Source organism: Mycolicibacterium brisbanense, from assembly GCF_001570425.1.
In the GTDB taxonomy this organism is placed as follows: Bacteria; Actinomycetota; Actinomycetes; order Mycobacteriales; family Mycobacteriaceae; genus Mycobacterium; species Mycobacterium brisbanense.
Genome location: NZ_BCSX01000035.1, coordinates 219892 through 245339 on the forward strand (window position 1 = coordinate 219892; position 25448 = coordinate 245339).

The 25448-nt window shown below is 68.3% G+C and carries 24 protein-coding genes and 2 riboswitches; of the genes, 12 read left to right on the forward strand and 12 right to left on the reverse strand.

All coding sequences use genetic code 11. The features are described 5' to 3' along the window. Positions 1–8: 8 nt before the first annotated feature. Complete coding sequence (locus RMCB_RS19980) at positions 9–2681, reverse strand: FHA domain-containing protein (protein WP_062830180.1); 2673 nt, start codon at positions 2679–2681, stop codon at positions 9–11. A gap of 77 nt (positions 2682–2758) precedes the next feature. On the opposite strand from RMCB_RS19980, the gene RMCB_RS19985 reads away from it, so the two are divergent. After that, positions 2759–4522, forward strand: coding sequence for a BamB-related PQQ repeat family beta-propellar protein (locus RMCB_RS19985; RefSeq protein ID WP_063979649.1), 1764 nt, complete (start codon positions 2759–2761; stop codon positions 4520–4522). Here the strand turns inward: RMCB_RS19985 and RMCB_RS19990 are convergent. Further along, positions 4507–5421 (reverse strand): hypothetical protein, encoded by a 915-nt coding sequence (locus tag RMCB_RS19990; protein WP_062830182.1) that lies wholly within the window; start codon positions 5419–5421, stop codon positions 4507–4509. The genes RMCB_RS19985 and RMCB_RS19990 overlap by 16 nt on opposite strands. 5 nt (positions 5422–5426) lie before the next feature. Further along, a complete protein-coding gene (locus RMCB_RS19995) occupies positions 5427–6638 on the reverse strand; it encodes an NADH:flavin oxidoreductase (protein WP_062830183.1) in 1212 nt (403 codons plus the stop codon). 37 nt (positions 6639–6675) lie between these two features. Between RMCB_RS19995 and RMCB_RS20000 the strand changes: the two genes are divergently transcribed. The 5 genes from RMCB_RS20000 (at position 6676) to RMCB_RS20020 (ending at position 11560) form a co-directional block, all read left to right on the forward strand. Further along, positions 6676–7527 (forward strand): bifunctional methylenetetrahydrofolate dehydrogenase/methenyltetrahydrofolate cyclohydrolase, encoded by an 852-nt coding sequence (locus RMCB_RS20000; RefSeq protein WP_062830184.1) that lies wholly within the window; start codon positions 6676–6678, stop codon positions 7525–7527. Continuing rightward, a complete protein-coding gene (locus RMCB_RS20005) occupies positions 7524–7817 on the forward strand; it encodes a DUF3017 domain-containing protein (protein WP_029367760.1) in 294 nt (97 codons plus the stop codon). Before RMCB_RS20000 ends, RMCB_RS20005 begins: the two co-directional genes overlap by 4 nt. Positions 7818–7931: 114 nt before the next feature. After that, positions 7932–8549 (forward strand): TetR/AcrR family transcriptional regulator, encoded by a 618-nt coding sequence (locus tag RMCB_RS20010; protein WP_062830286.1) that lies wholly within the window; start codon positions 7932–7934, stop codon positions 8547–8549. Further along, positions 8546–10081, forward strand: coding sequence for an FAD-dependent monooxygenase (locus tag RMCB_RS20015; RefSeq protein ID WP_062830185.1), 1536 nt, complete (start codon positions 8546–8548; stop codon positions 10079–10081). The genes RMCB_RS20010 and RMCB_RS20015 overlap by 4 nt, the downstream gene beginning before the upstream one ends. A 54-nt stretch (positions 10082–10135) precedes the next feature. Then, positions 10136–11560: a CYTH and CHAD domain-containing protein gene (locus RMCB_RS20020; RefSeq protein ID WP_062830186.1), complete on the forward strand. Its 1425-nt coding sequence runs from the start codon at positions 10136–10138 to the stop codon at positions 11558–11560. A 12-nt stretch (positions 11561–11572) separates the two neighbouring features. On the opposite strand, the gene RMCB_RS20025 is transcribed toward RMCB_RS20020, so the two are convergent. From RMCB_RS20025 to RMCB_RS20035, 3 genes are read right to left on the reverse strand one after another with little or no spacing between them, the layout of a single operon-like run. Further along, entirely contained in the window at positions 11573–12298 is a 726-nt protein-coding gene (locus RMCB_RS20025) for a class I SAM-dependent methyltransferase (RefSeq protein ID WP_029367764.1), read from the reverse strand. A gap of 2 nt (positions 12299–12300) precedes the next feature. Beyond that, positions 12301–13443 (reverse strand): homoserine O-acetyltransferase MetX, encoded by a 1143-nt coding sequence (gene metX / locus RMCB_RS20030; protein WP_109784353.1) that lies wholly within the window; start codon positions 13441–13443, stop codon positions 12301–12303. A gap of 19 nt (positions 13444–13462) precedes the next feature. Next, positions 13463–14785, reverse strand: a complete 1323-nt coding sequence (locus RMCB_RS20035; protein ID WP_062830187.1) for a bifunctional o-acetylhomoserine/o-acetylserine sulfhydrylase — start codon at positions 14783–14785, stop codon at positions 13463–13465. Positions 14786–14935: 150 nt separating this feature from the next. Further along, positions 14936–15055, reverse strand: a riboswitch (SAM riboswitch). A gap of 209 nt (positions 15056–15264) precedes the next feature. Between RMCB_RS20035 and RMCB_RS20040 the strand changes: the two genes are divergently transcribed. Then, a complete protein-coding gene (locus tag RMCB_RS20040; protein WP_062830188.1) occupies positions 15265–16485 on the forward strand; it encodes an NADP-dependent isocitrate dehydrogenase in 1221 nt (406 codons plus the stop codon). A gap of 8 nt (positions 16486–16493) precedes the next feature. On the opposite strand, the gene RMCB_RS20045 is transcribed toward RMCB_RS20040, so the two are convergent. Next, positions 16494–17327 (reverse strand): epoxide hydrolase EphH, encoded by an 834-nt coding sequence (locus tag RMCB_RS20045; RefSeq protein ID WP_062830189.1) that lies wholly within the window; start codon positions 17325–17327, stop codon positions 16494–16496. 88 nt (positions 17328–17415) lie between these two features. Here RMCB_RS20045 and RMCB_RS20050 point away from each other — a divergent pair, with 88 nt between their 5' ends. Then, complete coding sequence (locus RMCB_RS20050) at positions 17416–18213, forward strand: exodeoxyribonuclease III (RefSeq protein WP_029367769.1); 798 nt, start codon at positions 17416–17418, stop codon at positions 18211–18213. Here the strand turns inward: RMCB_RS20050 and RMCB_RS20055 are convergent. Next, positions 18204–18827, reverse strand: coding sequence for a TIGR03086 family metal-binding protein (locus tag RMCB_RS20055; RefSeq protein WP_062830190.1), 624 nt, complete (start codon positions 18825–18827; stop codon positions 18204–18206). The genes RMCB_RS20050 and RMCB_RS20055 overlap by 10 nt on opposite strands. A 72-nt stretch (positions 18828–18899) precedes the next feature. Between RMCB_RS20055 and RMCB_RS20060 the strand changes: the two genes are divergently transcribed. The 3 genes from RMCB_RS20060 to yhjD are packed head-to-tail and all read left to right on the forward strand — an operon-like array spanning position 18900 to position 21378. Beyond that, positions 18900–19286 (forward strand): MarR family winged helix-turn-helix transcriptional regulator, encoded by a 387-nt coding sequence (locus RMCB_RS20060; RefSeq protein ID WP_062830288.1) that lies wholly within the window; start codon positions 18900–18902, stop codon positions 19284–19286. 34 nt (positions 19287–19320) lie between these two features. Continuing rightward, a complete protein-coding gene (gene trpS / locus RMCB_RS20065) occupies positions 19321–20337 on the forward strand; it encodes a tryptophan--tRNA ligase (RefSeq protein ID WP_029367774.1) in 1017 nt (338 codons plus the stop codon). Positions 20338–20358: 21 nt separating this feature from the next. Beyond that, positions 20359–21378 carry an inner membrane protein YhjD gene (gene yhjD, locus RMCB_RS20070; RefSeq protein WP_062830191.1) on the forward strand — a complete coding sequence of 340 codons (1020 nt, stop codon included), beginning with the start codon at positions 20359–20361 and terminating at the stop codon, positions 21376–21378. Positions 21379–21384: 6 nt separating this feature from the next. Here the strand turns inward: yhjD and RMCB_RS20075 are convergent, their stop codons facing one another. Together RMCB_RS20075 and RMCB_RS20080 are read right to left on the reverse strand one after the other, a co-directional pair. Then, positions 21385–21885 carry a VOC family protein gene (locus RMCB_RS20075; protein WP_062830192.1) on the reverse strand — a complete coding sequence of 167 codons (501 nt, stop codon included), beginning with the start codon at positions 21883–21885 and terminating at the stop codon, positions 21385–21387. 140 nt (positions 21886–22025) lie between these two features. Continuing rightward, a complete protein-coding gene (locus RMCB_RS20080; RefSeq protein ID WP_029367777.1) occupies positions 22026–22340 on the reverse strand; it encodes a DMT family transporter in 315 nt (104 codons plus the stop codon). An 11-nt stretch (positions 22341–22351) separates the two neighbouring features. Then, a riboswitch (guanidine-III (ykkC-III) riboswitch) is annotated at positions 22352–22416 on the reverse strand. Between the two features lie 50 nt (positions 22417–22466). Here RMCB_RS20080 and RMCB_RS20085 point away from each other — a divergent pair. Beyond that, on the forward strand, positions 22467–23282 hold the full coding sequence (locus tag RMCB_RS20085) for a nitronate monooxygenase (RefSeq protein WP_084388557.1): 816 nt from the start codon (positions 22467–22469) through the stop codon (positions 23280–23282). Here the strand turns inward: RMCB_RS20085 and nagA are convergent. After that, positions 23257–24420, reverse strand: a complete 1164-nt coding sequence (gene nagA, locus RMCB_RS20090) for an N-acetylglucosamine-6-phosphate deacetylase (RefSeq protein ID WP_062830193.1) — start codon at positions 24418–24420, stop codon at positions 23257–23259. The two genes, RMCB_RS20085 and nagA, sit on opposite strands and share 26 nt — an antisense overlap. Continuing rightward, the gene (locus tag RMCB_RS20095; protein ID WP_201028322.1) at positions 24417–25427 is read right to left on the reverse strand and encodes an SIS domain-containing protein; all 1011 of its coding nucleotides are present in this window, start codon (positions 25425–25427) and stop codon (positions 24417–24419) included. The genes nagA and RMCB_RS20095 overlap by 4 nt, the downstream gene beginning before the upstream one ends. Between the last annotated feature and the right edge of the window lie 21 nt (positions 25428–25448).

Consider the following 25448-nt stretch of genomic DNA (forward strand, 5'->3'; position numbering starts at 1 on the left):
GGACGAACTCAGCCCTTGAGGCGGATCTTCCATCGCACGAAGCCGATGTAGAACACCGACAGCCCGGCCAGCATGGCCATGTTGAACAGCCACGCGCCTGACGTGTGCTTCCACAGCGAGTCGTCGGGCATGATCGGCGGCTTCACCAAATCGGTGAGTCCCACGGTCGAGGCCGTCGTCGCAAAACCCCAGCGCGCCGGCGTGACCCACGACATCTGATCCAGGCCGGCCCGGCCGGTCACCGGGATCATGCCGCCCGAGAACACCAACTGGCTCATGACCGCGACCACCAACAGCGGCATGATCTGCTCGCTGGTCTTGGCCATCGACGACAGCGCGAGGCCGACGGTGGCGGCGCAGACGGTACATGCGGCCATGCCGACGAACAGTTCGAAGGACGCGTTGCCGAGCACGTTGGCACCCTGGGTGGGCGCGCCGACACCGATGATCGTGATGGCGGTGACGATGCCCGCCTGGATCACCGCGAAGACGCTGTACACACAGATCTTGGCCAGCAGGTAGGCCGACGTGGACAGGCCGACCGCCTGCTCACGCAGGAAGATCGCGCGTTCACCGATCAGGTCGCGCACGGTCAACGCGGTGCCCATGAAGATGGCGCCGACGTTGAGCAGCACCAGCACCTGCCCGGGCTGGTTGGGCGCATCGCTGGCCGGGTTCGGCGGTCCGAAGCCCGTCTCACCAGGCACCGACAGCGACAGCACGCCCATGATGAACGGCAGAAGCGCCAGGAAGATGAAGTAGCCGCGGTCGGAGACGATCAACCGCATCTGGCGGCGCGCGATGGTGGAGAACTGGCGCAGCAGGCTCGTGTGGACCGGCTCGCCGAGGTTGGCCGGCTTCTCCGCGGGCGGTCTCTGCGGAGGAGGGCCGTGGATGGCCAGGTACCGCTGCTTGGCCGCCTCGGGGTCGCCCGCGACGGTGCTGAAGATGTCTGCCCAGTTGGTGGTCCCCAGCTCGTTGCCGATCTCGCTGGGCGGCCCGCAGAACGCGGTCTTGCCGCCGGGAGCCAGCAGCAGCACCTGATCGCACACGTCGAGATAGGTCAGCGAGTGGGTGACGACGAGCACCACGCGGCCTGCGTCGGCCAGCTGGCGCAGCATCGTCATGACCTGCCGGTCCAGCGCGGGGTCCAGGCCCGAGGTGGGTTCGTCGAGGATCAGCAGCGACGGGCCGGTCAACAGCTCCAGCGCCACCGACGCGCGTTTGCGCTGACCGCCCGAGAGCTTGTCGACACGCGTGTCGAGATGCTTGGTCATCTCGAGCTCTTCGAGCACCTGCATGACGACCTGTTCGCGGTCGGCCTTGGTGGTGTCGGGCGGCAGGCGCAGTTCGGCGGCGTACATCAGCGCCTGCCGGACGGTGAGCTGCCCGTGCACCACGTCGTCCTGCGGCACCATGCCGATACGTGACCGCAGGGAGGCGTACTCGGCGTGGACGTCGTGACCCTCGAACGTGATCGTGCCGCTGGTCGGATGGGTCAGACCCGCGACCTGCTTGGCGAACGTCGACTTGCCGGCACCCGACGGGCCGATCACGGCCGTCAGCGTGCCCGGCCGCGCGTCCAGCGAGATGTTGTCCAGCAGAGTCTTGTTGCCCTCGATGGTCCACGTGAGGGCACGGACCTCCAACCCGCCGGTGCGGGTGTCGGCCTCGGTCTCGCTGCGCCGCACCAGCGTGCCGCCGGTGTAGGTCAGGTCGACGTTGCCGATGGTGACCACGTCACCGTCGTGCAGGATCGCCGAGTCCACCCGGGCCCCGTTGACGAACGTGCCGTTGATGCTGCGCTCGTCGCGGATCTGGGTGCCGCCCGGCATCGGCAGCAGGCTGGCGTGATGGCGCGAGGCCAGCACGTCGGGGATCACGATGTCGTTGTCGGTGGCGCGACCGATCTTCACCGCGCCCGTCGCGGGCTCGGGTCCGCGACCCGGCCGCAGGATCTTGAGCATGCTGGTCGCCTTGTTGGCGATCGGCTCGTTGCCGCCGCGCGGCGCCGACACGGCAGGGCCCATGGTGGTCGGGGCCTGCGCCGAGGGCGGGCCTGCGGGCCGCGGCGGTGGCGGCGGTGCGTACGACTGCGGGCTGCTGGGATAACCCGTGTGGGGGCCGCTCGGATACCCGGTCTGCGGACCGCTCGGATAGCCCGACTGCGGGCCGCTGGAGAAGCCGGACTGCGTGCCGGTGGGATAGCGCTGCTGCGGGCCCGACGGATATCCCGGGCGCTGCGTGCCTGCCGGGGGCTGGGAGTGCGGCTGCTGCCAGCCGCCGCCGGTGGGCGCCTGCGTGGGCCAGCTGCCGGACTGCCGCGTGGCGATGGGCACCGCGACCGTCGGCGTGCGACCCACGTTGCCCTGGTGGTGGCCGACCTCGAAGCTCAGCTGCGGGCCGTCCGGGTTGCCGATGTTGATGACCTGGCCGTCCTGGATGTCCACCGAGGGCACCCGGCGGCCGTTGACGTACATGCCGTTGAGGCTGCCGTTGTCGATCGCAACCCACCGGCCCTGGTCGAACCGCAGCACCAGATGGGCACGCGAGATCAGCGGGTGGGCGATGCGAACGTCGGCGCGCAGGTCGCGGCCGATGACGACATCGTTGCCTGCGGCGAAGGTACGGGTCGACCCGTCGTACCGAACGGTCAGCGCGGGTGGGGCTGGTCGGCTCATCGGGACCAACTCTAACCGTCCGGCTGCGGGAATTGCCGCGCCGCGATCGTGTGGCGGCATGTGTGACGATGGCCCGCATGTCCCGAGATCAGGCGACTGAACGAATTCGTGCCGTGCTGCGGCCGGCGGTAACCGTGTGCGCCGGGGTGGCGGTGGGGTTGCTGGCATGCGCTGTCGCGCTGGGGTGGTGGAGCCGGTTGGGTCCGCAGCGCCCGCTGGGCCTCGACGCGTGGTTCATCGGTGGTTTGCACCGCTGGGGTGCGGATCTGCCGAGTCGCATGCCGCTGGCGGTGACCGTCATCGCGCTGCTCCTGATCGCCTCGATGGTCACCGTGTGGCAGCGTGGGCGCGACGGGCGAGATTTGCCAGGCATCCCTGTCGTGTTGGTGACGCTGGCGGTGCTGGGGTTCTTCGCCTACTTCAGCCAGGGCATCCCGGCGTTCTACCGCACCCTGACCCAGGCATACCCCGTGTCGCCTGCACTGCCCGCGGGCGTGGCGGCATGGCTGCTGTGTCTGGCCGGCGCGATCGCCACGCTGCTGGCCACCTCTGCGTTTGCCCGGCTGGGCCGCGACAGTGTGCGGTTGGTCGTGACAGGGGTGGTGATCGCGGTGGTCGCCGGCGCGGTGGTCACCGTGGGCGCGCTCCGCGCAGGCGACGACGATCGCTTTGTCTACGGCTCCACGGCGGCGGCGACCGATGTGCCCGCGCTGCCGTCGGAGTTGGGCAAGCGCAGCTTCGGTGTCACGGTTGCAGGCACCTTCGACGCCGAGGCCCCCGGCACGCTCGTCGGCAAACCGGGGCACTACCAGATCGCCGCAGCGGGAGCCGGTTTCGTCGTGTTCGCCGACCGCCGGGTCACGGCATACGGCGCCGACGGCACCGAGCGCTGGCATTACGCACGTACCGGGCAGAGTGACGTCGCGGCCGACGGCATCTCGGTCTTCGACAACGGAGCCACGGTCGTGGTGTCCCTGGGCCGGGCCTTGGTAGGCCTCGACGCCGTCACCGGAGCGCGGCTGTGGACCACCACCGACGCGCGAATGCTCGAAGCCGTCGGACACGCCGCCGACCGCGATGTGCCGTACCTGGTCTCCCGGGACGCGGTGTCGTGGACTCGCTTCGACACCCGCACCGGCAAGCCGGCGTGGACGGTGTCGGACCCGAACCCCGCGGAGTGCGCCGACGGGCAGATCGATGCCGACACCCGCTCGTGGATGGTGTCGGTCGCCCGATGCACGTCGGCCGCCGGCGTCGACATCCGGCTCATCGCAGTCGATCCGGCCAGCGGGGTGACCCAGTGGGACACGGTGGTCGTGCATGCAGCACCCCAGCAGGATCCGCAGGCCCGACCGCTCGATGTCATCGCCGCCGCAGCCAACGCCGTCGGGGTGTTCCTGCAATTCGCGGGCTTCGGGGCGCCCGCTGCGCCGTCGTACGCGAATGTCGTGCAGAAGACGGTCACAGCGCTCCCCGAGCGCGGCTACCCGCAGCCCTCTCCGGGGCCCGGCGACGACTTCGTCGTATCCGACCGGCAGATGACGCTGTTCGGTGCCGACGGCGCGCCCCGCTGCACGGTCAACGGGACGGTGAGCGGGTTGACCAACAGGGTGCCCGGTCGCGGCGCCGGGCTGTCGTATGTGGTTTTCCCGCACAGCTTCGTCGTCGCCGACCGCGGCATCCAGCCGGCGCTGCGCACCTACGACACCGCGACCTGTGCGGAGTCGGGCTGGGCGGTGCCCGCACCCGCGGTCGAGGGCTTGGTCCCGGTTCCCGGGGCCGTGCTCGTGCTGCGGCGCGACGGGCAGAACCTGCTGATCGACGGTTACCGGGCGGGCTGAGGGGCGTTGGCCAGCGCGGGCACCGCCTCGGGCGGGTACTTGTCGCGCGGCTCCCACACGTCCCACGTCTGGACCGCCCAGAACACCGCGAACTCGCCGATCAGCAGGAGTTCGACCAGCAGCAGGCCGAACTCCACATGTTTGATCAGCAGCACCACGGCAAAGACCACCGTGGCGAGCATCAGCACCGCGATGGCGGCGTAGAACCGGGCCCGCTGCTGGCGGCCCGCGGCGCGGGCGTAGCAGGCGTGGTAGACCGCGACCATCGTGATGGCCAGGAACATGGCGACTGCGGCGAACGCGTGCGCCCGCGCCATGAACCAGTCCGAGAACAATGCCAGGGCGCCGACGACGGTGATCGCGAACAACGCCTTGGGCAGCCAGGTTTCGGTCTTCAGCAGCGCTTTCGCCAGCCACTTCCACAGCGCCGCGGCGGTGGCGCACTCGTCGTCTTCGGCGGTGGGCTCCGGCTGCGGCGGCCGCCACCGGCTCAATGCGAGATACAGCGCGATCCCGGCGGCTGCGGCAACGAACAGGGCGGTGATGTTGTTGGCGACGCCGCCGAGCGGATCGGCCACCGACGGCAGCCAGGGCTTGCACAGCCCGTCCGTTCCGGTCGGGATCAGTGCCACGACGAACGCCATGAACCCGGAGAAGTTCAGCAGCGCATCCTCGGCGTTGCGGCTGCCCTGGTAGGCGATCAGGCATACGCCGATGGCGCACAGCGCGGCCACGAACACCGCATGGGTGCGGGTATAGAAAAACGCGCTGATCGAACCCTGCAGACACGTCCGGGTGGCCGTCAGCACCAGTGACACCAACAAGAACACCACGAGGGCGACCAGACCCACCCGCACGTAGCGGTAGGTCACCATGGCGTCGTCAGCGGTCTCCCGCATACCTCTCAGATTGACAGAGAGTCGGGCGCTCCGGTGACCACACAGTGGGTGTGGCGGTAAATCGTCGGCATGCACTGGTTGCAGTGCGTGCACAGTGAGGCGACCGAGCCTGCGGTGTCCTCGTTCTTGATGCGGTTGATCAGGTCGGGTTCGGCGAGCAACGCGCGGCCCATCGCAACGAAGTCGAAGCCTTCGGCCATCGCGAGGTCCATGGTTTTGCGGTTGGTGATGCCGCCCAGCAGGATCAGCGGCAGTTCGAGTTCGGCGCGGAACAGCTTGGCGTCGCGCAGCAGGTAGGCCTCGCGGTAGGGGTACTCGCGGAAGAACTTGTGGCCGCTCATCCGGATACCCCAGCTGATCGGTGGTTTGAAGTTGGCCGCGAACTCCTTGACCGGCGCGCCACCGCGGAACAGGTACATCGGGTTGACCAGCGAGCTGCCCGCGGTCAGCTCGATGGCGTCCAGCCCGCCGTCCTCCTCGAGCCATTTGGCGGTCTGCAGCGATTCCTCGGTTGAGATGCCGCCGCGCACCCCGTCGCTCATGTTGAGCTTGGCGGTCACTGCGATCCGGCGGTCGCCGTGTTTGTCGACGGCGTCCCGCACAGCGCGCACCACGCCGCGCGCCACCTTCGCGCGGTTCTCCAGCGACCCGCCGAATTCGTCGGAGCGGCGGTTGATCAGCGGGCTGAGGAACGAGCTGGCCAGATAGTTGTGGCCGAGATGCACCTCGACCGCATCGAATCCGGCGTCGATGGCCAGCCGTGCGGCGTTGGCGTGGGCCGCCATCACATCGCGGATGTCGTCGACGGTGGCCTTGCGCGCGAACCGCATCGACAGCGGATTGAAGAACCGTACGGGGGCCAGAGCCGGGGCCTTGTTGGTGCGGGCGTTGGCCACCGGGCCCGCGTGGCCGATCTGGGCGCTGATGGCTGCGCCCTCGCCGTGGATCGTTTCGGTGAGCCGCCGCAGTCCTGGCAGGGCCTCCGGGCGCATCCAGATCTGCCAACCATCGGTGCGGCCGCCGGGGGAGACGGCGCAGTACGCCACGGTCGTCATGCCGACCCCGCCTGCCGCGGGCAGCTGGTGGTACTTGATGAGGTCGTCGGTGACCAGGGCGTCCGGTGTCGACGCCTCGAACGTGGCGGCCTTGATGACACGGTTGCGCAACGTCACCGGGCCCAACTTGGCCTCACTGAACACATCCGCAGAACTGTGCATAGCGGGAGCCTGCCATGCGGCCTGCAAGAATGACAGGGTGGGTGCGATAACGCTGGATGGTAAGGCCACGCGCGACGAGATCTTCACCGATCTCAAGGAACGCGTAGCGAAGTTGACCGCTGCGGGCCGCACGCCCGGTCTGGGCACCGTGCTGGTCGGTGACGATCCAGGATCGCAGGCCTATGTGCGCGGCAAGCATGCCGACTGCGCGAAGGTCGGCATCAACTCCATCCGCCGCGACCTGCCCGCGGACATCTCGCAGGCCGAGTTGGATGCGACCATCGACGAACTCAACGCCAATCCGGACTGCACGGGTTACATCGTGCAGCTGCCCCTGCCCAAGCATCTCGACGAGAACGCCGCGCTTGAGCGCATCGATCCGATGAAGGACGCCGACGGGCTGCACCCGACCAACCTCGGCCGGTTGGTGCTCGGCAAAGACGCACCGCTGCCGTGTACTCCCCGCGGCATCGTGCATCTGCTGCGCCGCTTCGACGTACCGATCGCCGGTGCCCATGTGGTGGTGATGGGCCGTGGTGTGACAGTCGGCCGGCCGATGGGTCTGCTGCTCACCCGGCGCTCGGAGAACGCCACGGTGACGTTGTGCCACACCGGAACTCGCGATCTTCCCAGCCTCACCCGGCAGGCCGACATCATCATCGCCGCGGTCGGTGTGCCGCACCTGCTGACCGCGGACATGGTCAAGCCGGGCGCTGCCGTCGTCGACGTCGGCGTGAGCCGGGTGAACGACAAGCTCACCGGTGATGTGGCTCCCGACGTCTGGGAGGTGGCCGGGCACGTATCGCCGAATCCCGGCGGTGTGGGGCCGCTGACGCGGGCGTTCCTGCTGACCAACGTCGTCGAGCTCGAAGAGTCGAAACTGGCGTGACCACCCGGGAATTCGTCCGCAAGGTGTTCGCCGGGCAGTGGCCGATCCTCGTGGTCGGGCTGATCTTCATCGCGGCGTTCGCCTTGGTTGTGGCGGGTTACTGGCGCCGTGGCGCGCTCGTCATCGGCATCGGGGTCGGGGTGGCCGCGGCATTGCGGCTGACGTTGGCCGACGATCGGGCCGGTCTGCTGGTGGTGCGCTCCCGGGCGATCGATTTCGTCACCACTGCCACCGTCAGCGCCGCGGTGCTCTACATCGCGTGGACCATCGATCCGCTGGGCACCAGTTGATCCAGCCGCACCGGGATTCACACCGGGGACAGGCAAGCACGTCTGCCGGTCCCACAGAATATTGCCCAACAGGAAATATTGCCCAATAGGCAATATTCGGTTAGCGTGGTCGGCGTGGGCCTCAGGGAACGTAAGAAACTCGACACGCGGCGGGCGCTCAGCGACGCGGCGCTGAGGCTGATGTTCGAGCGGGGGCTGGAGAACGTCACCCGCGAAGACATCGCCAATTCGGCCGGTGTCTCGGTGCGCACCTTCACCAATTACTTCGCCGGTAAGTACGACGCACTGGCCTACCGCCAGGTCGAACGTATGCGGCGCAGCATCGAGACGCTGCGTAACCGGCCGGCCGACGAGCCGTTGTGGACGTCGGTCATGGAGGCCGTGCTGGAGCCGCTCGACGAGGACTTCGCCGACATGTACGGCGCGGAGAACGTCCTGCCGACTCGTCAGCAGCTTGCCGAGGTGCGAAAACTGTTGATGGTTCCGGAGATCCGTGACGCGACATTCCGCGCGATGTTCGACGAGTGGGTGGCGGTCATCGCCGAGCGCACCGGCACCGACCCTGTGCACGACATGTATCCACAGCTGGTGGTGGCCGTGGTCCGCGCCGTCGGCGACGTCGCGATGGACCAGTACGCACATGCCGACCCACCGGTGTCATTTCCGGCGCTGCTGCGACAGGGGTTCGCGGCCGTCACCGCCGGACTGCCTGAACCCGAGAGGAAGAAATGAACGAGAAGACGGACGTCGTCATATCGGGTGCCGGGCCCAACGGCCTGTTGCTGGCGGGGGAGCTCGCATTGGCAGGCATTCGTCCCGTCGTGCTCGAGCAACTTGCCGCTGCGAGCACCGAATTGAAGGCCAATGGGATTGTCGGACAGGCGGTTCGCGCGCTCGACCTGCGCGGCCTCTATGCGATGCTCAGTGGCTCGGCCGACCCGCCGCAACCCATGCCCGGCTACATCTTCGCGGGTATGCGGCTGCCCTTCGTCGGCGTGGTCGACAATCCCATGTACGGCATGATGATTCAGCAGCCCCGCGTGGTGCGCACGCTGGTCGACTGGGTGGAGTCCCTCGGCGTGCAGATCCGCTGGGGTCACGAGCTCACCGGAATCGATTCGCGCGCCGACGGTGTCACGCTGTCGGTGACCTCCTCCGAGGACTCCTACCGGCTGGACGCCCGCTACCTCGTCGGGGCCGACGGTGGGCGCAGCTTCGTCAGGAAGAGCGTCGGCATCGAGTTCCCCGGGTTCACCACCGACGTGGTCGCTCGGATCGCACATGTCAGCGTGCCGGACGAGCTGCGCACCGGCGACGGGGGCCTGAACCTCCCGGGGTTCGGACATATCCCGTTCGGGCACAACAGGTTCGATGGTGGCGTGCTGATCTACGCCGAGTTCGAGCCGAGCCGGCCGATGGTCGGGACGATCGAATACGGGAACATGCTGCCCGACGACGCTCCGCCGCTGACGCTGGCGGAACTGCGGGAGAGCGCCGCGCGGGTGATCGGGGTGGATCTGCCCATCGGTCCGCCACCCGGCGACGGGCCACATGCGTTGCGGCGCATCAACGGCCAGAACACCCGGCAGGCTGACCGGTACCGGGCCGGCAACGTGTTCCTGGTCGGCGATGCCGCGCATGTGCACTCGGCGATGGGTGGTCCTGGGCTGAACCTGGGCATGCAGGACGCGATGAACCTCGGCTGGAAGCTGGCCGCCGAACTCAACGGCTGGGCTCCGCCGGGGTTGTTGGACAGCTACCACACCGAACGTCACCCGATCGGCCGGCGCGTGATGACGCAGTCGATGGCGCAGGCCGCGCTGATGGCGGCCGGTCCCGAAGTCGATGCTCTGCGAACACTTTTCGCCGAACTGCTGGCGACGCCGGACGGCGCGACGCACATCGCGAACGTGATCGCCGGCTCGGACCTGCCCTACGACATGGGGTCCGGGGGACACCGGCTCTGCGGGTCGATGGTGCCCGAGCTGGTGCTCGACGACGGGCGTCGGGTGGCCGAGCTGATGCGGGCCGGCCGGCCGGTGCTGATCGATTCGGCGGGCGGTTACGCCGATGCCGCGCAGGCATGGGTCGACCGGGTCGAGACCGTGCGGGCGCGGGTGGTCGACGGGCCGGCCGCCTTGCTGATCCGGCCCGACGGCTACGTCGCCTGGGCCGCAGACGGATCCGACGATGGTGGGTTGACCGACGCACTGCGGCGATGGTTCGGCGCCGGCGTGGCCGACGCCGCAGAGCTCAGCGCCTGAGGCGACCTTCGAGAAGCTGGTTTGACCGTGTGACCAGGCGGAAATCCCTCAGGTATGCACGAGGCTCTCGAGCGGGAAGACAAGTGGGACGTCGATGATCAGTTCCAGTTGCCGGATCTGCGCGACATCTTCACGGATGCTCACGTCGAGCACGACATCGTCGACTTGACCAGCGAGTACTACGACACCGCGGAGCGCGACCTGCAGACGCACGCCATCTTGCTCCGCCGTCGCTCCGGTGACGACGACACCGGATGGCAGGTGAAGGTTCCGGCGGCCGAGGGGCGCGTGGAGCTGCATTGGCCGCCCACCGACGGGCTACCCGACGCCGTCAGGGAGCTGCTCACCGGGGTGACCCTCGGCAAACGTCTGGACAGCATCGCGACAATCCACACCGTCCGCAACCGCTACCGGCTTCGCAGAGCCGAGGGCGGGGAGCTGTGCGCCGAGATCGCCGACGACTCGGTGCGCGCGTGGGCGGACGAGCGGCTGCTGGCGTGGCGTGAGGTCGAGGCCGAACTCGGGCCCCGTAGCCGGTCGGTCCCCAAGCGGCTGACCAACCGGCTGGCGGCTGCGGGTGCTCGGCCGTCTACCTATCCGTCGAAGCTGGCCCATATCGTGCCCCCGCTGCCGGCGGTCGAACCCTTGTCACGGGCGGCGTCGGCGTTGGTGCGGTACGTCAACGCCCAGATCGACCAGATCGTCGCGGGTGATATCGGGTTGCGTCGCGGGCAGGACCCCATCCACGACACGCGGGTGGCGATCCGGCGGCTGCGCAGCACGTTGCGGGTCTTCGGGAAGGTGTTGGACCAGTCGGTCATCGGTGATCTCGATGACGAGCTGCGATGGTTCGCCGGGCTGCTCGGCGATGTCCGCGATTGCCAGGTTCAGCACCGCAGATTCCTGACGGCACTCGATGAGTTCCCCGACGACCTGGTTCTCGGCCCGGTGCGCTCGCGCGTGCGAAATGACCTGCAGGCCATCGAGCTTCCCGCGCGCGCCGAAATCTCCGAGGCCATGGACTCGCCGCGGTACCTGGCGATCATGGCGGCGCTGCGCATCTGGCGCACCGCACCGCCGGTGGATCCGAAGATCAGCACCAAGGATCTGATCAAGCGGGCGCGCAAAGCCCAGCGGAAGGCCGATCGACGGCTCACCGCCGCGCTCGGTGACGGCGACGCCGACGGCGCGATGCTGCACCGCGCACGTAAAGCAGCCAAGCGCGCCCGATATGCCGCGGAGCTGTGCGCAGGCGTCGGAAACTCGGCGCAAGCCAAGCGAACAGCCAAGCGCTACAAGCGATTCCAGTCGGTGCTCGGTGACCATCAGGACACCGTGGTGGCATCGGCCAGCCTGCGCCGCATGGCAGCGTCGGCGGGCACGACCGGCGGTGAAAACGGCTTCACCTTCGGTCTGCTGTTCGGTCGTGAACAGCGGCTGGCCGACGAGTGTCGTCGCAAGGCACGCAGCTTGCTGTGACCCGCAGTGCGACTAGGGCAGCGTCGAGCGGATGGACACCGTCACGTACGGCAGCGCCAGACCGGAGCTGTTGGCCAGCGCCGGGTGCGTGGCCAGCAGTTCGCGAACCTGCCCCAGCGTGCGCGTGCGCACCTGCTCGGGTGAGGTGATGCAGTAGCTACGTGAGGCCACGAGATCGATAAGTGCTTGTGGCGTCAGATAACTCGTCCACTCGACCTGCTGGCGTTCGGTCTCGGCGAACGGCGCGGGCAGCTTCACCTCGTGGTTGAAGGGATCGTTTTCGTGACCGATGATCTGCCCGAGGTCCTTGACCCAGCCCATCCGCTCGTCGCGGGTGTTCCACACCAGGCCCAGCCGCCCGCCCGGGCGCAGCACGCGGCTGACCTCGGCCGCCGCCCGTTCCGGATCGAACCAGTGCCAGGCCTGGGCGACCAGCACGGCGTCGACACTGTTGTCCGCCAACGGGATCTCTTCTGCGGTGCCCAGCAGCGCCGGAGTGTCGGGCAGTGAATTCGTCAGCAGCTCCAGCATTTCCGGGATCGGATCGACGGCGATCACGTTCAGGCCACGCTCGACGAGCCGGGTGGTGAGCTTCCCGGTGCCCGCCCCCAGGTCGAGCACGTCGGATGCGCCGGCAGGCAACAGCCAGTCGATCGCTTCGGGTGGATAGGACGGGCGGCCGCGTTCGTAGGCCGCGGCCTCCGAGCCGAACGAGAGGGAACGGTGCGGACCCGACACGCTCACCTCGGTATCAGCTCCAGTGTTCGGCGCACCAGCTTGCCGACCACCTCGGTCTCGACAAGGAATCCGTCGTGCCCGTACTCCGAGTCGACGACGTCCAATTCACGGCAACCGGGCAGCAGCTCGGCGAGCTCCTCCTGCAGGCGGATCGGGTAGAGCCGGTCGGAGGTGATCCCGCCGACGATCACCGGAACCGGGCAACCGCGCAGCGCGGCCCGCACCCCGCCGCGGCCGCGGCCGACGTCGTGGCTGGACAGTGCGTCGGAGAGCACGACATAGGTGCCGGGATCGAACCGGGCGGCCAGCTTGCCGCCCTGGTACTCCAGGTAGCTCTGCACCCCGTAGCGGCCGCCGTTGACGGGATCCTCGCCCCGTTGCGCGTCGTTGCGGAACCGGGCGTCGAGCTCCTCTTCGCCGCGGTAGGTGAGGTGCGCGAATCGCCGCGCGATCTCCATCCCGGTCAGCGGTTCGCGGCCGGTGCCGTAATAGTCGCCGCCCTGCCAGTCGGGATCGGCCTTGATGGCCGCGACCTGGCTGCTCTGAGTACCGATCTGGTCGGCGGTCGCGCGCGCCCCGACCGCGAGCACCAGACCGGCGCCGACCTCGTCGGGGTGGCCGACGAGCCACTCCAGCGCGCGTGCCCCGCCCATCGAGCCGCCGACCACCGCCGCGACCTTGGTGATGCCCAGCGCCGCAAGCGCGGCCCGGTCGGCCTCGACTTGATCGCGGATGGTGATCTGGGGAAACCTTGAGCCCCAAGGCTTTCCATCGGGAGCAAGCGACCCAGGACCAGTGGAGCCGCGGCACCCGCCGAGCACGTTGGTGGAAATCGCGCACCAGCGGTCGGTGTCGATCGGGGCGCCGGGGCCGGCCACGCCGTCCCACCAGCCGGGGGTCGGGTGGTCGGGGCCGGCCGGGCCGGTGATGTACGAATCTCCGGTCAGTGCGTGCAGCACCACCACGACGTTGTCGCGGGTCGGGGACAGTTCGCCCCAGCGCTGCACGGCGATGGTGACGTCGGGCAGGACGGTGCCGTTCTCCAGGCGCAGTTCGCCGATGTTCACCAGACCCAGCTCGCCTTCGGCGGGCAGCTGGGCGGGGGGATGGTCGGAGGCCACGGTGGGAATCTCGGTGATGGTCACTGTGCGGTTCTCACCTTCCTCACACCGTCGCCGTGGCCTGGTCGGCGGCGCGGAACGGACGAGCGGCCGCGAAGCCCCGGTCGAGGTCGGCCAGGATGTCGTCGATGCCCTCGAGACCGACGGCGAGGCGCACCAGCCCGGGGGTGACACCGCTGGCCAACTGCTCCTCGGGGTTGAGCTGCTGGTGGGTGGTCGATGCCGGGTGGATCACCAGCGAGCGGACGTCACCGATGTTGGCGACGTGGCTGTGCAGGGTGAGTGCGTTGACGAAGGCCTTACCGGCCTCGATGCCGCCCGCCAACTCGAACGCCAGCACCGCGCCGGTGCCCTTGGGGGCCAGTTTGCGGCCCAGCTCGTACCAGGGCGAGGTGGGCAGCCCGGCATAGTTCACCGAGATCACGTCCGGCTGCCCTGCGACGTACTCGGCGACCTTCTGGGCGTTGGACACATGGCGTTCAACGCGCAGCGACAGCGTTTCCAATCCCTGTGCGATGAGGAAGGCGTTGAACGGGGCGGCGGCACTCCCCAGATCACGCAGCAGCTGCACCCGCGCCTTGAGCGCGTAGGCGGGCGCACCGAGATCGGCGAACACCACACCGTGGTAGCTGGGGTCCGGCTCGGTGAAACCGGGGAACTTCCCGTTGGTCCAGTCGAAGTTCCCGCTGTCGACGATGACGCCTGCGATCGCCGAGCCGTGTCCTCCGAGGTACTTGGTGGCCGAGTGCACGACGATGTCGGCGCCGTGGGCGATCGGCTGGATCAGGTACGGGGTGGCGATGGTGTTGTCGACGATCAACGGCACGCCGTTGTCATGCGCCACGGCGGCCACGTTCGGGATGTCGAGGATGTCGATCTGCGGATTGGAGATCGTCTCCCCGAAGAACGCCTTGGTGTTGGGCCGCACGGCCGCCCGCCAGGTGTCGAGGTCGTCGGGGTTCTCCACGAAGCTGACCTCGATGCCGAGCTTGGGCAGCGTGTAGTGGAAGAGGTTGTACGTGCCGCCGTAGAGCCGCGGGGACGACACGATGTGATCGCCCGCGCTGGCGAGGTTCAGGATCGCGAACGTCTCGGCGGCCTGCCCCGAGGACAGGAACAGCGCCGCGACACCGCCTTCGAGAGCGGCGATGCGCTGTTCCACCACGTCGGTGGTGGGGTTCATGATCCGGGTGTAGATGTTGCCCGGCTCGGTCAGCCCGAACAGCGCCGCCGCGTGGTCGGTGTCGCGGAAGGTGTACGACGTGGTCTGGTAGATGGGCAGGGCTCGGGCGTTGGTGGCGCTGTCGGGTGTCTGACCCGCGTGGATCTGCTTGGTTTCGAACGACCAGGTGTCGGGGGTGGTCATGGTCGGTGTCTCCTATGAAGTCGGGTGAATCGGCTACCGGGCGTCGCGCCTGCACGTGCAGACGGCGGACGGACGCGAACAGTTCACGGACGACAGCACATGGGTGGCCTCCATCAGGTTTCCCTGTCTCTCTGGGGGCCCGTACCTTCGGACCCGCGCTTGCCTTGCAGCCGCTGACGGCTACTCAACCTGGTCATCACCCGGGGCACCCCACCGCGGTTGGAGGGTTGCCGGCCAGCAAGCCGGGGCTTATCGCTGGCGCTCATGACCGCGTCCAAGAATATCTCATGACGGCGGGCGGGAACCAAGTGGTCGTCCTGGCGGGTCGGTGCCGTGGCCGCCTGGAACGTGTTGCAATCCGCGCCGCCGCGGTGCCGGCACGCTACTCCCGGGTAAGAAAGCGGCCACGTCATCGAGGCTGCGCGCCCTTGTAGGGTGGCCGCGAGAGACGTTCGACGAGCAGGAGGGTGCGGGCTCACATGTCCAAGATCAAAGTCGAAGGCACTGTCGCCGAACTCGACGGTGACGAGATGACCCGCATCATCTGGCAGATGATCAAGGATCAGCTGATCCTGCCGTACCTCGACATCGACCTGGACTACTACGACCTCGGCATCGAACACCGCGACGCGACCGACGACCAGGTCACCATCGACGCGGCCAACGCCATCAAGCGCCACGGGGTGGGCGTCAAGTGCGCGACCATCACGCCCGACGAGGCGCGGGTCAAGGAGTTCAACCTCAAGAAGATGTGGCTCTCGCCCAACGGCACCATCCGGAACATCCTGGGCGGCACCATCTTCCGCGCCCCGATCGTGATCAAGAACGTGCCGCGGCTGGTCCCCGGCTGGACCAAGCCGATCATCATCGGCCGCCACGCGTTCGGCGACCAGTACCGCGCCTTCAACACCAAGGTCGACAAGCCCGGCACCTTCACCGTGACGTTCACCCCGGACGACGGCAGCGAGCCGATGGTGCACGAGGTCGTCCACATCCCGGAGGACGGCGGCGTCATCATGGGCATGTACAACTTCCGCAAGTCGATCCAGGACTTCGCCAGGGCGTCGTTCTCCTATGGGCTGCAACAGGATTACCCGGTGTACCTGTCGACCAAGAACACCATCCTCAAGGGCTACGACGGGATGTTCAAGGACGAGTTCCAGCGCATCTTCGACGAGGAGTTCAAGGCGGAGTTCGACAAGCGCGGCCTGACCTACGAACACCGCCTGATCGACGACATGGTGGCCTCCTGCCTGAAGTGGGAGGGCGGCTACGTCTGGGCCTGCAAGAACTACGACGGTGACGTCCAATCCGACACCGTCGCACAGGGTTACGGCTCGCTCGGGCTGATGACCTCGGTGCTGATGACGCCGGACGGCAAGACCGTCGAGGCGGAGGCCGCCCACGGCACGGTCACGCGGCACTACCGCCAGTTCCAGCAGGGCAAGCCGACCTCCACCAACCCGATCGCGTCGATCTTCGCCTGGACCCGCGGTCTGGAGCACCGGGCCAAGCTGGACAACACCCCGGCGGTGGCGCACTTCGCCGAGACGCTCGAGCACGTGGTCATCGAGACGGTCGAGGGCGGTTCGATGACCAAGGACCTCGCGTTGCTGATCGGCCCGGACCAGGCCTGGCAGACCAGCGAGGCCTTCCTGGGGACCATCGCCGAGCATCTGAAGCGCGCGCTGGAGGGGTAGTCGCGGGATCAGCCCGTCGCGCGGGCCGTGCCGGTGTTGTGATCGATGAACTCGCTGATCACGTCGGTGATCGTGGTGGGAGCCTCGAACATCGGGACGTGGCCGACGCCGTCGAGGCGCTTGATCACCGAACCGGGCGCGAGGCTGTCGGTGAAATGCCGCGTGAACCGGGGTGCCGGCAGCACCCGATCCTTCTCGCAGATCACCAGCTGGGTCGGGGTGCGTGAATGTGCGATCTCCAGCAGGCCCGGCGTGGTGAGTGCCCTGATCATCAGCTTGTAGTAGGCGCGGCAGTGCGCCACGTCGTCGACGAGGTCGCGGCGGTCCCCGTCGTTGAGGCCCTCCGCGGTTGCGCTGACGGCCAGGTAGGTGATCTGCCGTGCGAACGGCAGGCTCAGCACCCGCTGCCGGAGCAGGGCGGTGGCGACCACGATGGGCAGCGCGGCCATGAATTTGGCGATGATCTCGTACTTGACGGGCGTGAACCGGGCCCAGCCGCCCGCGGGCGCGATGCCGGTGAGGGTGCGCGCCCGCCCGCGCCGATCGAGTTCGAAGGCGACCCACCCGCCCAGTGAGTTCCCGACGATATGGGCTGTGCCCCAGCCGAGTTCGTCGAGGCGGCGCTCGACGTCATCGGCCAGCGACGCCACGTCGAGCAGTGCTGGTCCCGGGTTGCCGCCGTTGTGCCCCGACATGGTCGGGGCGAACACCTCGTAGCGCTCGGCGAGTCGCGGGGCGACGTATTTCCACACGCTCTGTGACAGCAGGAACGGGTGCAGCAGCAGGACCGGCTCGGAATCCGGGTTGTCGGCGCCAAGGTGGATCGGTGCGCGTTCGGCCATTTGCCCGACATTAAGGTGATACCGCCGGTACCGCAAGGGTGTGTCGGTGCGGGTCGGTAGGGTCTCGGCCGTGACATCACCAGGCTCGCTGATCGTCAGCACCATCAACGTCAACGGCATTCGCGCCGCGGTCAAGCAGCGCTCCACCGAGAACCTCGGCCTGCTGCCGTGGCTCAAGGAGACCGACGCCGAGGTGATCTGTCTGCAGGAGACGCGGGCCGACGACGAGCAGCTCGCCGACGCGCTGGCCCCGGCCCTGGCCGACGGCTGGTCGCTGGCGTCGGCCGAGCCGCATGTGAAGGGCCGCAACGGCGTTGCCGTGCTGTCGCGCCATCCCATCACCGCCGTCCGGCTGCTGGAATCCGACGAGTTCAACGCGCACGGGCGCTATCTGGAGGCCGACACGGCCGGCGCGACGGTGGTCAGTGTGTACTTCCCGACCGGAGAGGCCGAGACCGACCGCCAGCTCGAGAAGGAGCGGTTCATGGCCACGGTCGCCGACCGGATGGCCGTGTTGCGGCGCAAACGTCGCGAAGCAGTCGTGTGTGGGGACTGGAACATCGCCCATACCGAGAACGACATCAAGAACTGGAAGGGCAACGTCAAGAAGGCCGGGTTCCTGCCTGCCGAACGCCAGTGGCTGACCGAGCTGTTGGCCACCGGCTGGGTCGATGTGGTGCGCCGGCTGCATCCTGATGTCGCCGGCCCCTACAGCTGGTGGTCATGGCGGGGCAAGGCCTTCGACAACGACGCGGGATGGCGCATCGATTACCACCTGGCGACGCCGGGGCTGGCCGCCAGGGCGGTCAGCGCCCGTGTCGATCGCGCCGAGTTGTATGCGCTGCGGTGGTCCGACCACTCACCGGTGACCGTGCACTACGCCTGAGTCCAGTCGGGCCGCCGACCGAGGTGCGCCAGGATCTTCTCGAAATCCGTTGTGCCGGAGGCAGTGACGGCCGGACCGAACGGCGCGTCGGGAGTACCCCGGAAATCTCCGTCGGGAATCATCATCACCAGTGGCAGGACCGCGGCGACGACGTCGGGCGCCGGTTCGTAGGGCACGCCCATGGTCGCGGCGACGTCCCATCCGTGCACCACGTAGTCGACGAAATGAAACCCGATCGCCATCGCGCCCGGGAACGTCGCACCCGGTCCGAAGTCGGGTAGCGCGAACTGCGCGTCGGTCACACCGTCGGCGGCGAACGCGTCGAGCACGTCCTGTGCTGCGGCGGCGTACGTGCCGGCCGGATCGGCCCGCACAGCATCGGTGACCGTCGCGGGTCGCCAGAGTTCGGTGTCGGCGCCGTTGCCGCGGGCGGCGGCCGCGAAGCCCCGGTGCTGCACCGTCATGTGGTCGAGCAGGGTTCCCAGGTTCCAGCCCGCACACGGGGTGGCCCGGTCCAGGTCTGCGCGCGTGACGGTGTTGACGACGTCGACGGAGTGCAGCACGGCGAGGCGGTGGTGGGGACGGACATCGGCGTTGATAGTAGGCATGTGCATACGATAAGCGGCAGCATATGAATTGACAATGCCTACGATGGCGCGGTGGCGAAGCGTCCTGACCTGGCGGCGATGCTGGCCCCGTTGCTGCGCGAACTGGCTGCCGCGGAGCTGCCCGTGTTGACCGCGCACGGGCTGAGCATGTGGGGCTACGTCGTGCTGCTCGCACTGGACCACGCGCCCGTGCGCACGCAGGCCGCCCTGGCCGAGGCCATCGGCGCGGACAAGACGCGCATCATCGGAACCCTCGACGAACTGCAGCAGCAGGGGTACATCGAACGCGGGCCGGATCCCGAGGACCGCCGGGTGCGGTTGCTGGCCATCACCGACGCCGGCCGGGCCGTCAAGGACGCCGCGCAGGCCGAGATCCAGATCGGTGAGGAGCGTTGGCTGGGAAGACTCGCCGCGGCCGACCGCGAGGTGTTCCTGCGTGTGCTGCGTCAGCTGACCGGTGAATAAACCGGATGACGGCAGTGCGAAAATCGACGCCATCATGACTAGCGGAAGCAAACGCGTCGTGTTCTCCGGCGCCCAACCCACCTCCGACTCCCTGCACCTGGGCAACGCGTTGGGCGCGGTCACCCACTGGGCTCAGCTGCAGGACGGTTACGACGCGTTCTTCTGCGTCGTCGATCAACACGCCATCACGGTCCCGCAGGACCCCGCGACGCTGCGCCGGCGCACCCTGGTCACCGCGGCGCAGTACCTGGCCCTCGGCATCGACCCGGCCCGCAGCACGGTGTTCGTGCAGAGCCACGTGGCCGAACACAGCCAGTTGGCCTGGGTGCTGGGCTGCTTCACGGGCTTCGGGCAGGCCTCGCGGATGACGCAGTTCAAGGACAAGTCGCAGAAGCAGGGCACGGACGCGGCGACGGTCGGGCTGTTCACGTACCCGGTGTTGATGGCTGCCGACATCCTGCTCTACGACACCGACCTGGTCCCGGTCGGTGAGGACCAGCGCCAGCACCTGGAACTGGCGCGCGACCTCGCACAACGGCTCAACGGTCAGTTCCCGGGCACCTTCGTGGTGCCCGAGGCGATGATTCCCAAGGCCACCGCCAAGATCTACGACCTGCAGGATCCGACCGCCAAGATGAGCAAGTCGGCGGCCACCGACGCGGGCCTGATCAGCCTGCTCGACGATCCCAAGGCCACGGCCAAGAAGATCCGCTCGGCGGTCACCGACAGTGAGCGTGAGATCCGCTTCGACCCCGAGAACAAGCCGGGCATCTCGAATCTGCTGACCATCCAGTCGGCGATCACCGGGACCGCGGTCGACACGCTGGTGCAGGATTACGCCGGCCGTGGATATGGCGATCTGAAGAAGGACACGGCCGAGGTGGTCGTCGAGTTCGTCGCACCGATCAAGACCAGGGTCGATGAGCTCCTGGCCGACCCCGCCGAACTGAACTCGGTGCTGGCGGCAGGCGCCGAGCGGGCCCGAGAGGTTGCCGGCAAGACCCTCGCCCGGGTTTACGACGCGATAGGGTTTCTTCAGCAAACGTCGTAGGCGCCCGGGGGAGGGTGGTGCGTGAACGAGCAGGAGAAACCGGGATTCCTTGACCGGCTGCGGACTCGATTTCCGTGGTTCGACCGGGTGATGCGGGCCCAGGATCGCTATAACGACTGCAACGGCAACTTCTACGCCGCCGGGATCACCTACTTCACCATCTTCTCGCTGTTCCCTCTGCTGATGGTCGGGTTCGCGCTCGGCGGCTTCGTGTTGGCCAGCAAGCCCGACCTGCTCGCCGACATCGAGAACCGGATCCGGTCGGTGGTCTCCGGTGACCTCGGCCATCAGTTGGTCACCCTGATGGACTCCGCGATCGCATCCCGCGGCACCGTCGGCGTGATCGGTCTGGCCACCGCAGCCTGGGCGGGGCTCGGCTGGATGGCCAACCTGCGCGAGGCGTTGAGCCAGATGTGGCTGCAGCACAAGAACGATGCCAGTTTCGTCGGCACCAAGCTGTCGGACCTGGTGGCCCTGGTCTCGGCGTTTCTGGCGATGGTGCTCACCATCGCGCTCACCGCACTGGGCGACCCAGAGTTGATGCGGAAAGTGTTGCGGTGGATAGGTTTACATGACTTCGCGGCCCTCGGCGGCGGCCTGCGGGTGGCGTCCATCCTGGTTTCGGTGCTGATCTCGTGGATGCTGTTCAGTTTGATCATCGCCCGGTTGCCACGCGAGTCCGTGCACTTCCGCAGCGCTCTGCGGGCCGGGCTGCTGGCCGCCGTCGGGTTCGAGCTGTTCAAGCAGGTGGCGTCGATCTACCTGCAATCGGTCACCCGTGGCCCCGCGGGGGCGACCTTCGGCCCCGTGGTGGGCCTCATGGTGTTCGCGTATGTCACTGCACGGCTGATCCTGTTCGCCACGGCGTGGGCCGCGACGTCGGCGGAGAGCCTGGCCGAACAACCCGTACCGCCGCCCGACCCTGCGCAGATCACCACGCGGGTGCAGATCAACGAGGGGCCGGGTGCCTCCGGTCTGATCGCCGCCGCGGTAGCCGGTGCGATTGGCGCCCTGGGTATTTCGCGCCTGCTGCGGCGCTAGCGGGCCTCAGAGCACCTTCGACCCGTACATCTCGCCCAGCGGGTCGGCGATGAGTTCGATGCGCGCGCCGTCAGGGTCGCGGAAGTACAGGGACACCTCGCTGTGTTCGGCGAGGTCCACGCCTGCGGCGGTGAGCTTGTCGCGCAGATGCTGCCAGCGCTCGGGTTCGACACTGATCGCGATGTGGTGCAGGCCGCCGAGCACCTCTTGGTACGGGCTGACGTCGAGACCCGGAAAATCGAAGAACGCCAGCAGGTTTCCGTTGCCGATGTCGAAGAAGAAATGCGTCGAGCCCGGATAGTCGCGGTTCTCGATGATCTCGGTCAGCGGGAACTCCAGCAGGCCCTGATAGAACCGGACGGTGCGCTCCACATCGCCACTGACCAGCGCGGTGTGATGAAGACCCCGTGCCGACGACGGCGGGCGGGCGCCGGAGGGTTTGAGGTACTCGTCGGCGATCCGGTCGCGGCGTTCCTTGAATTGCTGTACACGTGCGTCGGAACTCATATCCGGATCCTGCCGCCGCCGGCGGCTTGCCGGTGCGTTTTCGGCGAGGCGGTTAGTCGCCGGTCTGGGCCCACGCCGCGACAGGCAGTGTGAGGTACACGCCGATCGCCACATCCTCGCCGGTCACGTTCTGTGTGGCTTCAGCTGATGGTCTTGAGCCCGATGATGCAGCCGACGACGCCCAGCATCAACAGCACTTTGACCACCGACGCGGATTCGGCCCCGGTCATCATCGCGAACGCGATCGTAAGCACGGCTCCGATGCCGACCCATACCGCGTAGCTGGTACCCGGGGGCAGGGTTCGCATCGCGATGGCCAGACCACCCATCGACAGCGCCAACGCAACGATGAAGATCAGCGACGGGACCAGGCGGGTGAAACCCGCGGACTTGCTCAACGCGGTGGCCCACACCGCTTCCAGCACACCGGAAAGAACCAGAATCCACCAAGCCATGACTGACCTCCAAGGCCCGTCTTGTCGCTGTCCGGGTACGGTGCCACCCTCGTCCGGTGCCAGATCCTGGCAGGCCCGAGTGTAGCATCGCCCGGTGTGAGCATGGTTACCGGCTGGGCGCGCGAGATGGGCCTAGATGCGCCAATTGTCAACGCGCCCATGGGCGGTGCGGCCGGTGGTCGGCTGGCGGCGGCCGTGTCCCGGGCCGGTGGACTCGGCATGATCGGCATGGGCAGCGCCGCCACGGCCGAGTTGTTGAAGCGCGAACTCGCGGCCCTCGGACCCCTCGACCGACCGTTCGGCATCGGCCTCGTGCACTGGGTGATGAGCAATCAGCCGGCGCTGCTCGACGAGGCGCTGGCCGCTCGGCCCGCGCTGCTCAGCGTGAGCTTCGGTGAGGACTGGGCATGGGTGCGGCGGGCCCACGACGCCGGGGTGCGGGTGACGACGCAGGTTGCGACGGTCGACGCGGCGCGGCGCGCCGTGGACGCCGGAGTGGATGTGCTGGTGGCCCGCGGTGCCGAGGGTGGCGGGCACGGTAAGCCGCTCGTCGGCACCCTGCCTCTGCTCACCGAGGTGCTCGACACGGTCGAGGTTCCGGTCCTCGCCGCCGGTGGCATCGCCTCGGCGCGCGGCGTGGCCGCGGTACTGGCGGCCGGCGCCGCCGCGGCGTGGGTGGGCACCGCGTTCTCCACCTGCGTCGAGGCGATCACGCCGGATGCCGCGCGAGACGCGTTGCTCGCCGCCGACGCGGGATCGACGACACTGACCTCCGAATTCGACATCGCCTCCGGATATGGCTGGCCTTCAAGCATTCCCGAACGTGTGCTGGTGGACGCCGCAGGCCGGGCCACACCGGTGAACGCCGGTGAGGGGGTCGGCATGGTGACCCGGGCCCTGACCGCCGCAGAGACCATCACAGCCCTGATGAGTCGAGGCTGACCGGTTCTTCCAGCCACTGACCGCTCGCCATCACGGCGCGCACGGCAAGGTCCGCGTCGAGCACCACGAGATCGGCGCGCAGACCTGGTGAGATGCTGCCGACGTCCATGAACCCCAGGGTGCGGGCCGGTGTGGTCGCCGTCATCCGTACCGCGGCGGCCAGCGCGTCATCGGACGTCGAAAAGTCAACGGCGGCGCGGAATATCCGGTCCATCGTCGCCGTACTGCCTGCGATGGTCGACATGCCACGCACTCGCGCGACATGGTCGGCGACGTCGACGTCGAGGGTGCCGAGCCGAAACGACCCGTCGGCCAGCCCGGCCGCGGCCATGGCGTCGGTGATCAGTGCGACCCGCTCGGCGCCCGCGAACTCGACGACGTGGCGCAAAAGCGCGCGATGCACGTGCACACCGTCGGCGATCAACTCCACGGTAACCCGGGGGTCCTCCAACAGCGCCATGGCAGGGCCGGGATCGCGGTGGTGTAGCGGGCGCATCGCGTTGAACAGATGCGTGCCGACGGTGGCCCCCAGTTCTACCGCCCGGTGGGCCTGCTGATAGCTGGCATCGGTATGCCCAACCGCGACAACGACTCCGGCGTCGGCCAGCAGCCGGATCGCGTCGTCGCCGCCGGGCAGTTCGGGTGCGATGGTGACCATGCGTACGGCACCGTCGGCCGCGGCCAGCAGGGCCTTGATCTCCGTGGGATCCGGATCGCGCAGCTGCGTGGCGTCGTGGGCGCCACAGCGTGCCGAGCTCAGCCACGGCCCTTCCAGATGGATGCCTGCCACCACACCCGCAGCCGTGGCTTCGGTGAGTGCGGAGACCTCGCGCAGCAGGTCGGTCGGCGACGCGGTGACCAGACTGGCCAGCGTGGTTGTGGTGCCATGGCTGCGGTGAAACGTTGCCGCACGGACGATTTCGTCGGCAACGCCGTCGGTGTAGGAGGCACCGCCACCGCCGTGCACATGGATGTCGACGAATCCGGGCACGATGACCGCATCCGGGTAGTCGACATCGGCGGGCCGTGGGGGAGCGCCGGCGCCGCAGCCGGTGATGCGATCCGAGCCCGTCTCGATCCAGCCGGGCCGGTGCACTCCGTCGGCGGTCACTACGGTGCCCGCCGCGATCAGTGTCACAGGGTCTCCGTGACTTTGCGCAGCCCGCGCGGCTGGTCCGGGTCACCGCCGCGGGCCAGCGCCAGATGCAACGCAAGTTGTTGCAGCGGAAGGATTTCCAGCAGCGGGGACAGCTCGTCGGGCACTCCCGCGGGCAAGGCGATGCCGCCGGCGAGCCCGCCCAGTGCCGCAGGTGCGCCCACGCCGAACACGTCGGCGTGCCGCTCGGCCAACCGCTCCAGCACCGGCAGCATGGCCTGGCCGCCTGCGCCGTCGGGCACGATGGCCAGGACCGGCACCTGTGGGTCGACGGTGGCCAGCGGGCCGTGGAGCAGGTCGGCACCCGAGAATGCCTGCGCCGAAAGGTACGACGTCTCCATCAGTTTGAGTGCGGCTTCCCGGGCGGTGGGGTAGGAGTAGCCGCGCGCGGTGGTGATGAGCCGCTGGGCGAAGCGGTAGCGTTGCGCGACGTCGCGGACCTGCTCGCCGGCGGCCAGCACGGCCTCACCGAGTTCCGGCAGCGCCTCCGCACCGCGCCCGTCACCGCCGGTGAGCAGCAAGCGCAAGGCCAGCAGCTCGGCGGTGTAGGACTTGGTCGCCGCCACCGAGCGTTCCGAACCGGCGAGCACGTCGATGTGGAGCTCGGCGGCCGCGGCCAAGTCGGACTCGGCGTTGTTGGTCACTGCCACCGTCAAGGCCCCCTGAGCCCGGGCAACCTCCACCGAGCGCACCAGATCGGGCGAACCGCCGGACTGGCTGACCGCGATGTAGAGCACGTCGCGCAGGTCGGGCTGAGCGCCGTAGACCGTGACGGTCGACGGCGACACCAACCCGGCGGGCAGACCGTGTTTGATCTCGATCAGGTACTTGGCGTACAACGCGGCATGGTCGCTGGTGCCGCGGGCCACCAGCTGCGCGAAACGTGGTGCGGCCTTGGTGATCTGGTCGGCAGCGGCCCGGATGGGGTCGAGCCCTTCGGTGAGCAGACGGCGCCACACCTGCGGTTGTTCGGCGATCTCGGCGGCCATCAGGTGGCCGGGGGCGTTCAC